The organism is Pseudomonas sp. Pseusp3 (assembly GCF_047304225.1).
Classification (GTDB): Bacteria; Pseudomonadota; Gammaproteobacteria; order Pseudomonadales; family Pseudomonadaceae; genus Aquipseudomonas; species Aquipseudomonas fluorescens_CD.
On sequence record NZ_JBGLYV010000016.1, the window covers coordinates 15,004 to 28,745 of the forward strand.

General features: G+C 60.3%; 8 protein-coding genes. 1 reads left to right on the plus strand and 7 read right to left on the minus strand.

The window, feature by feature from the left end:
* Positions 1-35: 35 nt before the first annotated feature.
* The 5 genes from ACCD00_RS07860 to ACCD00_RS07880 form a co-directional block, all read right to left on the minus strand.
* On the minus strand, positions 36-638 hold the full coding sequence (locus ACCD00_RS07860; protein ID WP_413423377.1) for a DUF924 family protein: 603 nt from the start codon (positions 636-638) through the stop codon (positions 36-38).
* Between the two features lie 3 nt (positions 639-641).
* Positions 642-1,652 carry a class 1 fructose-bisphosphatase gene (locus ACCD00_RS07865; protein ID WP_015093094.1) on the minus strand — a complete coding sequence of 337 codons (1,011 nt, stop codon included), beginning with the start codon at positions 1,650-1,652 and terminating at the stop codon, positions 642-644.
* 203 nt (positions 1,653-1,855) lie between these two features.
* The gene (locus ACCD00_RS07870; protein WP_413423473.1) at positions 1,856-3,187 is read right to left on the minus strand and encodes a DUF3999 domain-containing protein; all 1,332 of its coding nucleotides are present in this window, start codon (positions 3,185-3,187) and stop codon (positions 1,856-1,858) included.
* A gap of 44 nt (positions 3,188-3,231) precedes the next feature.
* Positions 3,232-6,414 carry a DUF2339 domain-containing protein gene (locus ACCD00_RS07875; RefSeq protein ID WP_413423379.1) on the minus strand — a complete coding sequence of 1,061 codons (3,183 nt, stop codon included), beginning with the start codon at positions 6,412-6,414 and terminating at the stop codon, positions 3,232-3,234.
* A 264-nt stretch (positions 6,415-6,678) separates the two neighbouring features.
* A complete protein-coding gene (locus ACCD00_RS07880) occupies positions 6,679-9,129 on the minus strand; it encodes a glycogen/starch/alpha-glucan phosphorylase (protein ID WP_413423381.1) in 2,451 nt (816 codons plus the stop codon).
* Between the two features lie 257 nt (positions 9,130-9,386).
* Here ACCD00_RS07880 and ACCD00_RS07885 point away from each other — a divergent pair, with 257 nt between their 5' ends.
* Positions 9,387-9,824, plus strand: coding sequence for a YkgJ family cysteine cluster protein (locus ACCD00_RS07885; RefSeq protein WP_008018944.1), 438 nt, complete (start codon positions 9,387-9,389; stop codon positions 9,822-9,824).
* A 218-nt stretch (positions 9,825-10,042) separates the two neighbouring features.
* Here the strand turns inward: ACCD00_RS07885 and typA are convergent, their stop codons facing one another.
* On the minus strand, positions 10,043-11,863 hold the full coding sequence (gene typA / locus ACCD00_RS07890; RefSeq protein ID WP_413423383.1) for a translational GTPase TypA: 1,821 nt from the start codon (positions 11,861-11,863) through the stop codon (positions 10,043-10,045).
* A 139-nt stretch (positions 11,864-12,002) separates the two neighbouring features.
* Positions 12,003-13,457 (minus strand): tRNA uracil 4-sulfurtransferase ThiI, encoded by a 1,455-nt coding sequence (thiI, locus tag ACCD00_RS07895; protein ID WP_413423385.1) that lies wholly within the window; start codon positions 13,455-13,457, stop codon positions 12,003-12,005.
* Between the last annotated feature and the right edge of the window lie 285 nt (positions 13,458-13,742).

Genomic DNA, 13,742 nt, shown 5'->3' on the forward strand with positions numbered 1-13,742 from the left:
TTGTTCGCGATGACGGCATCAGCTACAACGAAAAATCAGAACCGAGAGCCCGGCTTCGACAGAAACTCCAATTCCTCAGCCGTAGACTCCCGTCCCAACACCGCATTGCGATGCGGAAACCGTCCAAATTGCGCAATCACTTTCTGATGCCGCTCGGCATAGTCCAGATAATCGCTGAACAGCGCCCGATCAGCCTCCGGCTGCTGCGCCACCAGTTCGATGTAGCGCGAGACGCCTTCGTTCTGCACCGCGAGGTCTTCGCTGTGCTCGAATACCAGGAAGATGAATACCCGCTGAATCGGCTGCAATTGCCGGTCGAAATCCGCGGCAATACCTTGGGCTACCAGCTTCTGCGCCCGGAGATCGCCTGCAAAGGCTTTGGGAGTATCGCGAAAGATCATTCGCGGGATTTGATCGAGCAACAGCACCAGGGCCAGCCAACCTTCGGGACGTTGCATCCACTCGGTCAATCCGCCGGCCAGTGCCTGCTCGGTCCAGTCCCCGAAACGCTCGCGCGCTTCGAGGTCCTGGCTGTCGCGCTTGCCGAACCATAACCTGCCCTTCTGCGCCGCCACTTCGCTCGCCGATCCGGAGCTTCCGAACCACCAATCAAGCAACGGCTGCCAGGGCGCGGTCATGGTTTATTCCTTGTGGTAAGCCGTGACGCGGGCAACTTCTTCTTTCGAACCGAGGAACACCGCAACACGCTGGTGCAGGCCTTCCGGCTGGATGTCGAGGATGCGCTGGTGACCGTCGGTGGATGCGCCGCCCGCCTGTTCCACCAGAAACGACATCGGGTTGGCTTCGTACATCAGGCGCAGTTTGCCCGGCTTGGATGGCTCGCGGCTGTCGCGTGGGTACATGAACAGACCGCCGCGGGTCAGGATGCGGTGCACGTCGGCGACCATCGCAGCGACCCAGCGCATGTTGTAGTTCTTTTTCAGCGGGCCTTCATCGCCTGCCAGCAATTCGCCGACGTAGCGCTGTACCGGTGCTTCCCAGTGACGCTGGTTGGATGCGTTGATGGCAAATTCCTGGGTGGCTTCAGGAATGGTGATGTTTTCGTGAGTCAGTACGAAGCTGCCCATTTCACGGTCCAGGGTGAAACCTTTCACGCCGTCGCCCAGGGTCAGGATCAACATGGTCTGCGGACCGTAGATCGCGTAACCGGCGGCTACTTGCTGGGTACCTGGCTGCAGGAAGGCCTTTTCATTCAAGGGCTCGTTCTGGCTCAGGTATTCGTTCGGGCAACGCAGCACAGAGAAGATGGTGCCGACCGGGGCGTTGATGTCGATGTTCGACGAACCGTCCAGCGGGTCGAATACCAGCAGGTAGGCGCCTTTCGGGTATTTGCCCGGGATCTGGTAGGCGTTGTCCATTTCTTCGGACGCCATGCCGGCCAGGTGACCGCCCCATTCGTTGGCTTCGAGCAGGATCTCGTTGGAGATCACGTCGAGCTTCTTCTGCACTTCGCCCTGGACGTTTTCAGTGCCCATGCTGCCCAGAACGCCACCCAGGGCGCCTTTGGACACGGCGTGGTTGATCTCCTTGCAGGCACGCGCCACCACTTCGATCAGGAAGCGCAGATCGGCAGGAGTGTTGTTGCTGCGGGTCTGCTCAATCAAATAGCGACTCAAGGTAACGCGGGACATGGACGGCTCCGGTGGAATGGGGGGGCTAAAAACCCGCGCAGTTTAGCGCGAGTCGGGGCGCATTTCCTCCTATCAGACGTGATCGACTGAAGAGAGTTCATGTGCGGGGATGAGCGTAGATGGAAAAGGGCTGGGTGCGAGCCGGAAAGTAGCGGTCATATCAGCATTTTTTACTGACTGATATACCGCTATCGCGGGCAAGCCTAGGGTTTGACCGGCGGCTTGCGCAGCAAGCTGAACGCCATCGCCACCAGGAACACCACGCAGAGCAACAACACCGCCCACAAGCCGAATTTTTTCCAGTTGGTGTCGATCGGCGCAGTCGTGGTGCCTGTCGACGGCTTCGCAGCCACCGCCCCGACATCCACCATGGCCCGGCCCAGGGTCGCGAGCTTCGCCGGGCTGTAATCCGGAATCAGCGTCGACAGCGGCAAGTTCGCCGCCTTCGCCGTCGAACTCCCCACGACCAGGGTGTAAGGCCCTGGCCCACGCGCCAGAAACACCAATTGCGTGGCGCGCACGGCAAACTTCAGCATCGGTGCCTGATCACCCAGGCCGCCGCCGCGTTCGTCCACGGTCAGTTTCAATTGCTGGACGATTTGCCCTGACAACTGCAATTCGTTTTGCACCACATCCTGACCGTTCTGGGTCAGGCGATAGAGCAGACCGTTGCCCAGCGACTGCCATGGCAGGCTGCTGTCGCGCCGACCGGCCAGGCTCACCGGCGCCAGGCTGTTGGGCTGACTCAACTCGATCTGCACTCGCTCGACGTTCAGCCCCATCGGCAACTGCCAGGTGTATTCACCCGCCTTCACGCTGCTGCCGGCCAACGCCTGGGACCAGACCAACGGCAACGGCAGGCTGCGGGTACTGCTGCTTTGCAGTTGCGCCGAGGTCAGTGTCGGTGCCGAATGCGGCGTGATCCACAGCAATCGCAAGTAGCGCGCCGGCTGGCCCGGCAGGCCGATTTCATGCTGCTCGACCCGCTCGTCGGAAAAACTCAGGCGCGCCACCTGCCCTTCGCCCCAGGATTGCCAATGCTGCAAATCGTCGCTGGCTTCGAGTGTGAAACGCTGGAAGCCGTCGCGCTCGCTGGTCCAGTCGAGAATCAATTGCTGCAACGGCGCCTTGATCGCGGACGCGTCGAGCAACCAGCCGCGCAACTCCTCCTCACCCGGCTCCAGCTGGCTGGAGGGCTGCACCTCGACCAAGGTGCCATTGGTGTTCGATTGCACCCGCACGCCCGGCGCGGTTTCAGGCGCATCCACCGAGCTGTACAACGGAAACCATTTCACCTCGTTCAAGGTGCGGGTTTCGCGGCTCTGCGCCGACTCCCGGGCCAAGGCATAAGCCTGAACATCGCCCACGGCATTGAACACACGCACATCGCTCAGGTCAGCCTGCCGTGCATTCAGTTGTACGCTCAGGGGCAGTTCAAGGCGATACCAAGGGCCTTCGCCCGCCACCGCCAAGGGCACCTGGGAGGTGAAGTCCGCCGGTTTTTCCTGGGCAACCGCTGACAACACAACACCCATTGCAACAACGCCCAGCCAACCCAGCTTCAGCTTCAGCTTCTGACTCAAGACGACACTCCTTCGGATTCCGGGGCCGGTTTCTCGGTATCCGGCACAGCTTCGGCGCGTTTGGGTGGCAGCGGGGCGAAATAGCCCACCACCAGCAGCAACACGCCGACTCCGATAAACGACACGATTCGCGCCAGCCCGCCGCGATTGCTCAATTCAATAAAGAACAGCTTGGCCACGACCACACCGATCAAGGCAGCACCGATCAGCCAGACTTCACGGCGGCGACGCAAATGGCCGCCGATCATCAGGCTCAGGGCCATCAAGGTCCAGACGATGGACAGGCCGGCCTGCACACGCATCGACTCCAGCAACGGACCCAACTCGAACGGCACCCCGCTCCAGTGGTGCGCCGTACGCATGACCAAGGCGGTAAAGAACAGGAACAGCGAGGCACCAGCGACCCCTTGCGTGATTTTAGTGGCGTAATGCTCGGGGACCGCCAGTTGTGTCATTGCGCTGCGGGACCAGACATAGACACCGAACAACGCAAACAACAGGCCCAGTTCCAGCGGGTTGATCAATGGCACGTAGGGCAGTGGCTCGGCGTTGCCGTCACTGGCGACATTCGCCAGCCAGAACCAGCCGAGCATCAGCAAAGCCAGCGGTGCGCCAGCGTATACACGGTATTGCCGCGAATACGTCGACACTGGCCACGGCCACGCACGAGGTGCCGCCGCCAAAACCAGATAAAGGCTTGGCAGAATCGCCCAGCCCAGCCAGCGCCAGGCGTTGTATTGCTCGGACAACACCAGCAAGCCATAACGCAATTCCAGAGCCAGCACCCCCATCAACAGCCAGCAGCCGAGCACATGGGCGACGCTTGGCACGAGCGCCGGCAGCATGGTCGCCAGGCGTCGCAGGGACATGAAATGCACAACGAACACCGCAGCCCACGCCAGCCAGCCGAAGTTGGCCGCCGGGTGATAACGCGGGTGCCAGGCCGCGAGCAGCACCAGCGCCGCCGCTGGAATCAACACCGTGCAGAGCACTCCCAATGACGGCCAACTCAGGCGCAGCGCCAATACCGTCCACAGCGCAACACTCGCGGCGGCGATGCTCAACAACAAGGTCGCCTGCACCGGCAACGGCGCAAAATGCAGCACGTCGATGACCCAGGCCAACGCCCACCAGCCTGCGCCCCACACCAGCAGCGCCTGGGACAACAGCGACAGACTCGGCCCCGCCAGCGCTCCACGCGCATGCCCCACCTGCAAACGCCAGGCCCCGACCATCGCAGCCAGCCCCAGCATCAGCGGCGCCCAGAACCCGCCATGGGCCAGGGCGCGCGGGTCGTCACTGAACAACGGTCCTGTCGTCAGGAACAGCGCGCCACCCAACAATTGCACAGCAAGCGCGGTGTACACGAACGTGCGCGATGCCAGGTGCAATCCCGCAAGCAACGTCAGCGCCCCGGCCAAGGCCCAACTGATCACCGTACCGTGACTGAAGAAAAACAACGGTGCCAGCAAATAGAGAAACGCCAGCCCGAGGCAAGCCAGGACTGGCAGGCCTTTCAGCTCCCAAGGCCTGATCTGTTCCGGCAAGGCTTTACGCAACTGGTAGAAGCTGAACAGCAACGCGACGCCCAACAGCAGCGCGCCTAACGGAACACCGCCAAGCAGGCTGTTCTCGCTGCTGTGCAACTCGCCGAGAAACGCCAGCGCCGCCCCCAATTGCAGCAGCAAGGCAAAGACCCGGGCCAAGGGCCTTTGCTGGCGCAGACCGAGCCAGAAGATCCCCGCGCCTTCCACCACCCACGCCGCCGTCGTCCAGCGTGCATCGAGCCCCAGCGGAATCGCCAGGCTGGCGAAGATCACGCCCAAGGCCAGGCAGGTTTCCCCCAATAACACGGTGCGACCGACCATCAGCCAACGGGCGAGCCCCATGTAGATCATGCCCAGCGCCAAGGCACTGAACGCCGCAGCGAACTCCAGATGCTGTACCAGTGCGAACTGCAAGCCGAAACCCACTAGCGGCGGGCCGAACAGCAGCGTGCCGTCGACGTAGTCACCCTTGCGCGCCGACCACTGCAGCAGCGCTTCGCGACTGCCCTCTGCCGGCGGATCGCTCAGCTCCATCAGCTTGCGCCGGGCGAACAGCAGACCAATGGCCAGGTACATCAGGAAAAACACAATCAGGAACGGCTCGGTGCTCCAGAGCAACTCGGGCGAGTAGGAACGCAGGCCCCAGGCGAAACCGATGCCGAAGGTGCCGGTGAACCCGATGACATTCAACAGCCGCCAGGCCTTGAACCAGGCGATGACGAGGATGCCGGCGTCAAGCAGGACAAAGTAGCTGAAAAGCGCGACGTGGCTGCCGGCACCGGTGGAGGCCAGGATGGGCGCGGCGAATCCACCCAGTGCGGCAGCTGCGGCCAGCCCCAGGGAGTCCTGGGTAATGGCGAGGATCGCCGAACAGACGGTCACCGCCACCAGCAGGCCGAACGCCGCCGAAGGATCGAGTAGCGGATGCAGGCGCATCGCGGCAAACACCGTCAGGTACAACACGGCAATCCCGGCGCCTTGCAGGATCAATGCGTAACTGCCGTTGCGGGCCCTCAACCACCAGCCCAATCCGAGCAAGCCCAATGCTGCGGCCGCTACGCCGGCGTAACGCAATTCAAGCGGCACCACCATGCCTTCGGTGGCGTAGCGCAGCAGAAAGGCCAGGCCGAGGAACAGCAACACCACGCCGACCCGCAACACGGTATTGCCGCCGAACAGCCAGGCCCGGGCGCAGCTGATCGCGCGCTCGATGAGATTCGGGCCACGCGGTGTGACAGGCGGTTGCGCTTGGCGAGCGGTCGTCTCGGATTTCCAGGCATCGATAGTCGGACGACTGATTTCGCTGGCCGCTGCGGGGATCGGCTCGAGTTCGGGTGGCAGCTCCCAGATCAATTCCGGGGTAGCCGCAGGGGCTTCTTCAAGGAGGATTTCAGGTGATACCAGCGGTTCGCGGCTTTCCGGCGCCTTGACGCCCGATGCTTCGAGCGCTGCCAGCCGTTGTTCGACCGCCTGTAGCACACGCTGTTGCTCGACTGCCCGAAGGTCCAGGCGAGCAATGCGAATGGCCTGGCCGATACCCAATCCGAGTAATGCGCCCAGCAGTGCATCACTGAATGACTCGTCGAGCATCCAGCCGAGCACCAGCCCTGTCAGCATGAAAATCCATTGCATGGTCGATATCCCTAAGCGGCCCTGAATCAGGGCATATCCGGTGATTCAGACTAGTAAACAGTCACCCGGAATCCAATGTGGGCACAAATTCCATTTGCCCCATAAATCCACTGTGGGAGCGGGCTTGCTCGCGAAGAGGTCATCACACTCGACAATTGTGTCGAAAGTCAGTCCGCATTCGCGAGCAAGCCCGCTCCCACAGGGATCAGTTGCCACTCAGTATATCGATCAGGCCCGTTAGTCGCCGGGCATTCCGGTTGAAAACTACTCCAGCGCCTTCCAGATTTCCGTGGCGTACTCGCGAATGGTCCGGTCCGACGAGAACCAGCCCATCCGCGCCGTGTTCAACACTGCTGAACGCCACCATTCCTTGGAATCGTGCCAATGGGCTTCGACGCGCATCTGCGCATTCCAGTAGGAGTCGAAATCGGCGCAGACCAGGAAGCGGTCGTAATCCACCAGCGAATCGATCAACCCGGTGTAACGGGACGGATCATCCGGGGAGAACACCCCGCCACGAATCGCTTGCAGCACATCGTTCAGGCGATGGGACGCAGCGATGTCCGGTACGGCACTGAACTCATGGTTCTGCTTGCGCGCTTCCACCTGCTGCGCGCTGAGGCCGAAGATGAACATGTGCTCGGCGCCAATGCGCTCGCACATTTCCACGTTGGCCCCGTCCAGGGTGCCGATGGTCAGCGCGCCGTTCAGGCCGAATTTCATGTTGCTGGTGCCTGACGCTTCGAAACCGGCGGTGGAGATCTGCTCGGACAGATCCGCTGCCGGAATGATGCTCTCCGCCAGGCTGACGTTGTAGTTGGGCAGGAACACCACTTTGAGCAAGCCGCGCACGGTCGGGTCGTTGTTCACCACCCGGGCGATGTCGTTGGTCAGCTTGATGATCAGTTTGGCCTGGTGATAACTCGCGGCAGCCTTGCCGGCGAAGATTTTCACCCGTGGCACCCAGTCGATTTCAGGTTCCGCGCGGATCGCCTGGTACAACGCCACGGTGTGCATCAGGTTGAGTAACTGACGTTTATATTCGTGGATTCGCTTGACCTGCACGTCGAACATCGCCGCCGGGTTGACCGCGACACCCAGCCGCTCATGGATCAGGTACGCCAGGGCCTTCTTGCTGTGCAGGCGTTGCTCGGCAAACGCCTTGCGAAACGCATTTTTCTCGGCGAACGGTTCGAGGGCGAGCAAACGCTGTTCCGGGTTGTCCCGTACCTCGGGGCCCAGGGTGTCGACCAGCATCGAGGTCAGCTCGGGGTTGGCCTGGTACAGCCAGCGGCGGAAGGTGATGCCGTTGGTCTTGTTGTTGATTCGATCCGGGTACAGCTTGTGCAATTCGGAGAACACCGTCTTGCGCATCAGTTGAGTGTGCAAACCGGACACACCGTTGACGCTGTGGGAGCCGAGAAACGCCAGGTTGCCCATGCGCACCCGACGACCGTTGTCTTCCTCGATCAGCGACACGGCGCGCAGTACGTCGAAATCATGAATGCCCTTGGCCCGCAAGGAGTCGATGTGGTGGGCGTTGATCAGGTAAATGATCTGCATGTGCCGCGGCAGCATGCGTTCCATCAAGCCGACCGGCCAGGTTTCCAGCGCTTCGGGCAGCAATGTGTGGTTGGTGTAGGACAGCGTATCGACGGTGACCTGCCATGCCGCATCCCATGCCACGTCATAGACGTCGACCAGTTGCCGCATCAGTTCAGCCACGGCAATCGATGGGTGAGTGTCGTTGAGCTGAATCGACGCGTGATCGCCCAGGGTCAGCACCGAGGTGTGCATGTTGCGATGGCGACGCAGCAGATCCTGCAATGAGGCGGCGACGAAGAAATACTCCTGACGCAGGCGCAACTCCTGGCCGGCCTCGGTACTGTCCGCCGGGTACAGCACCCGGGAGATACTTTCGGCCCGGGCCACTTCAGCCACGGCGCCCAGGTGGTCGCCGGCGTTGAAACGCTCCAGATGCAGATCTTCCATGGCCCGCGCACGCCACAGGCGCAGCGTGTTGACGCTCGCCCCGCGCCAGCCGACCACCGGCGTGTCGTAGGCAATCGCCCGCACGGTTTCCGCCGGGTGCCAGACTTGCCTGGACTTGCCGCTGTCATCGGTCACGGTTTCAACGCCGCCGCCAAAGCCGATCGGGTACACCACCTCCGGCCGCTCGAACTCCCACGGGTTGCCAAAATCCAGCCAGTGTTCGGTCTGCTCCTGCTGCCAGCCGTCGACAATCGCCTGGCGGAACAACCCGTGCTCATAGCGGATGCCGTAGCCATGAGCGGCGATGCCGAGGGTCGACATGCTTTCCAGGAAACACGCCGCCAGACGCCCAAGGCCGCCGTTGCCCAGGGCCGCATCGGGCTCCAGCAAGCGGATGCGCTCAAGGTCGACGCCAAGTTCGGTCAGGGCTTCGCGGGCCACGTCGAGCAGGCCGAGGTTGCTCAGGCTGTCGAACAGCAGCCGGCCGATGAGAAATTCCAGAGAGAGGTAATAGACGCGCTTCTGACCTTTGCGGTAGATCTGCCGCGTGTGGTCCATCCAGTGCTCGACCATGTGGTCCCGCGCGGCCAGGGCAATAGCTTCGAACCAGTCATGGTCGAAGGCGTGATCCGGGTCTTTACCCACCGCATAAGTGAGTTTGGTCAAGACGGCGTCGCGGAATGCGGCCACCTCTGCTTCGCGAACAAGTGGTTCTTGAGTCATCGATAGGACCTCGAGCGAGCTTGGAATTGTCTGAGCCTAGACGGTCTGACAGGCGGTAGAGGCTCTGGTTCGGCAGTTTTTCCCTTGAATACGAGCTGGATCGACAATGCGTTGTCATGTGTCTGAATGAATGCAGGGCCCGTGCCGTTTTTTCCGGTTGTTTGCACCGCTTGCGAAAAAAACTGGCGAAAGGTTGTTCAAAAATCCACCAGTCCCGGTATGATCGCGCGCCCTGATGCACACGCTGGTAACAAACGATGATGAAGCCGAACCTGATCGCTGCCGCAGAGATCGACCGCCTCGATACCTGGGCCAAGTACTCTGCCCCGATGTGCGGCTCGTGCATGTCCAGCTGCTGCACCCTGCCCGTCGAGGTCAAGATCAAGGACCTGATCCGCATCGGCGTGGTCGATGAGTTCGAGCTGGGCGATCCGCCGAAGAACATCGCCAAACGTCTGCAAAAGGAAGGCCTGGTCGAGCGCTTCAACCAGAAGTCAGGAATCTTTACCCTCCAGCGCATGAGCAACAACGATTGCCTGTACCTGGATCGTAAGAGCCGTCTGTGCACTATTTATGAAAAGCGCCCGGATACTTGCCGCAACCACCCGAAAATCGGCCCGCGGCCGGGGTATTGCGCGTACAAGCCGAAGGAAGTGGAGCGCGAGCGGAATTCGCGGTCGATTGAGCGGTTCTGATATTTCCTGATTTCTGCGCCGACTGATCGGCCGCCTTCGCGAGCAAGCCCGCTCCCACAGGGATCAAGGTGAAACACAAAATCTGTGAACACCAAAAATCCCTGTGGGAGCGGGCTTGCTCGCGAAGGGGCCGGCACTAACACCACCCAAACCCCAGACAAACAAAAACGCCCCCGGCCTTTCGACCGGGGGCGTTTTCGTTCAGCCAGGGCTAAATCTTATGCCTTGGCTTTCTTGGCAGCGCGGGTACGCTCGCTTTCGTCCAGGATCTTCTTGCGAAGACGGATGGACTTAGGAGTCACTTCACACAGCTCGTCGTCCTGGATGAATTCCAGAGCCTGTTCCAGGGTGAAGCGAACAGGTGGAACCAGGGCGATGGTTTCGTCTTTACCCGAAGCACGCATGTTGTCGAGCTTCTTGCCCTTGGTAGGGTTGACGCCCAGGTCGTTGTCACGGCTGTTCAGACCAACGATCTGACCGTTGTAGATTTCCTGACCGTGTTCAACGAACAGCTTGCCACGTGCCTGCAGGGTTTCCAGGGAGTAGGTCAGAGCCTTGCCGGTTTCAACCGAAACCAGAACGCCGTTCTGACGGCCGGACATGTCGCCGGACTTCATCACGTCGTAACGGTCGAAGATCGAGGTCAGGATGCCAGCACCGTTGGTCAGGGTCAGGAACTGGTTACGGAAACCGATCAGACCACGAGCAGGGATGTTGTATTCCAGACGCACACGGCCCTTGCCATCCGGCACCATGTTGGTCAGGTCGCCCTTACGCAGCCCCATCTCTTCCATCACCTTGCCCTGGGATTCTTCCGGCAGGTCGATGGTGACGTTTTCGAACGGTTCGTGCTTCACGCCGTCAACCAGACGGATGATCACTTCCGGACGGCCTACAGCCATTTCGAAGCCTTCGCGACGCATGGTTTCGATCAGTACCGAGAGGTGCAGTTCGCCACGGCCGGAAACCTTGAACTTGTCAGCCGAGTCGCCTTCTTCAACGCGCAGTGCAACGTTGTACAGCAGCTCTTTGTCCAGACGTTCCTTGATGTTACGGGAAGTCACGAACTTGCCTTCTTTACCGCAGAATGGCGAGTCGTTTACCTGGAAGGTCATGGAAACGGTTGGCTCGTCGACGGTCAGAGGCTTCATCGCCTCGACGGTGTCCGGGTGGCACAGGGTGTCGGAGATGAACAGCGAGTCCATACCGCTGATGCACACGATGTCGCCTGCAGCAGCTTCTTCAACGTCTACACGGTGCAGACCGTGGTGACCCATCAGCTTCAGGATACGACCGTTACGCTTCTTGCCGTCGGCACCGACAGCCACAACCGGGGTGTTCGGCTTGACGCGACCACGGGCGATACGGCCAACACCGATAACACCCAGGAAGCTGTTGTAGTCCAGTGCGGAGATCTGCATCTGGAACGGACCTTCACGGTCAACAGCCGGCGCCGGTACGTTGTCGACGATCGACTGGTACAGCGGGGTCATGTCGTCAGCCATTTCGTTGTGGTCCAGACCGGCAATACCGTTCAGGGCCGAGGCGTAGACGACTTTGAAGTCCAGCTGTTCTTCGGTGGCACCCAGGTTGTCGAACAGGTCGAAGATCTGGTCCAGAACCCAGTCCGGACGCGCGCCTGGACGGTCAACCTTGTTGATGCACACGATCGGACGCAGGCCGGCTTCGAAAGCCTTCTTGGTCACGAAACGGGTTTGCGGCATAGGGCCGTCTTGAGCGTCAACCAGCAGCAGAACGGAGTCGACCATCGACATTACGCGTTCAACTTCGCCGCCGAAGTCGGCGTGGCCCGGGGTGTCCACGATGTTGATGTGGTAGCCGTTCCAGTTGATGGCGGTGTTTTTCGCCAGAATGGTAATACCGCGCTCTTTTTCCTGGTCGTTGGAGTCCATCACGCGCTCGTCGTTGAGCTCGTTGCGCTCCAGGGTGCCGGATTGACGCAGGAGTTTGTCTACCAGGGTCGTTTTACCATGGTCAACGTGGGCAATGATGGCGATGTTGCGTAGATTTTCGATCACTTGTGTATCTCGATCAGAGGATTCGGTGTGCTGACAAGTCTTGGCAGCGATTAACAGTAGCGTCCGTGAAAGCCGTTACAGCTTGACGGCGGCATCGGGGGGCCGGTGACGCAAGCCACAGGCAAACAGCCCCGGGCACTTAGCTCGGTCGATAAACGCGCACATTGGCATGCCCCTCACTGAGCAAATGGTGGGCATGCAGGCGACTCATCACGCCTTTGTCGCAATACAGCAGGTACTGGCGAGTAGGGTCCAGTTCCTTGAAACGAGCGTTCAGTGCATAAAACGGCATCGTTTGTACCTCGATACCAGCAAGGTCCAGCGGGTCGTCTTCAGCGGCATCCGGGTGACGGATGTCGATGACGATCTGACCGGCCAGCGCTTCGCTGACTTCTTCAATCTGCAAGTCCTGGCCCAATTCGTCGATCACGCGATCGATCGGCACCAGCTTGGCGTTTTCGAGCGCACGCTCGAGCACCGCCATATCGAATTCTTTCTCTTCGTGCTCGACACGGTAGCGTTTGGCGGCCGTCTTCGGATTGACCGAGATGACCCCGCAGTACTCCGGCATGTGTCGGGCGAAATCGGCGGTGCCGATCTCGTTGGCCGTGTCGATGATGTCCTGCTTGTGGCTGGCGATCAGCGGGCGCAAGACCAGTTTGTCGGTCACGCAATCGATCACGGACAGGTTCGGCAGCGTCTGGCTCGACACCTGGGAGATCGCCTCACCGGTCACCAGCGCTTCGATGTGCAGTCGATCGGCAATCTGGGAGGAAGCGCGCAACATCATACGCTTCAATACTACGCCCATATGACTGTTATCGACTTTGCCGAGAATTTCGCCCAGCACTTCCTCGAAAGGCACACTGACAAATAACACGCGTTGGGAGCTGCCGTACTTCTTCCAGATGAAATGCGCGACTTCCATCACGCCCAATTCATGGGCCCGCCCGCCCAGATTGAAGAAGCAGAAATGCGCCATAAGGCCGCGGCGCATGATCTGGTAGGCCGCAACGGTGGAATCGAAGCCGCCGGACATCAGCACCAGCGTCTGCTCCAGGGCGCCCAGCGGATATCCGCCGATGCCGTTGTGCTGGCTGTGGATCACGAACAACCGTTGGTCGCGAACTTCGATCCGGACTTCGATTTCCGGCTTTTTCAGGTCGATCCCGGCGGCACCACACTGACGGCGCAACTGGCTGCCGACATATTTTTCGATATCAATCGAGCTGAACGGGTGCTTGCCGGCACGCTTGCAACGCACCGAGAAGATCTTGCCGGCCAGTGCATCACCGTAGTGCTGCTTGCATTTTTCGACGATGTCGTCGAAATCGCCCAGCGGGTATTCATCGATTTGCAGGAAGTGCGCGATGCCCGGCATGCAGCTCAGGCGCTCGCCCATCTCCTTCAGGGCCTTGGGGTCGCTGACGCGGGTTTCCAGCTCGAGGTTGTCCCACACGCCGTTCACCACCACGGCCGGATCCAGATCGCGGAGCACGGCACGGATGTTCTTGGCCAACTGGCGGATGAAACGCATCCGTACCGGGCGGCTCTTGATGGTGATCTCTGGAAAGACTTTTACGATTAATTTCATGGAAACAGCGCGCGCGAGGCCTGCCGAAAAAGGGGGGCGCGGATTATAGCGGAAATTGCTCAAGGTTTAACCAGTTAATGTGCAGAAGGTTTTGCGCGCACCAAAACAGGTCATTTATTGAAATGAACGCCACATTGTAGGGCGGGATTTTCCGCTTTAAGGTGCTTTTCTGCCTGACAGGCGTGAAATTGGGGCAAAAAACCCATGCTGGGGCACTGGCATGCAATTTGCTCCCTTGTGAGGCAGGTTGCCTTGGCAGAGTATTCGCGCCGGCATCACAAACAT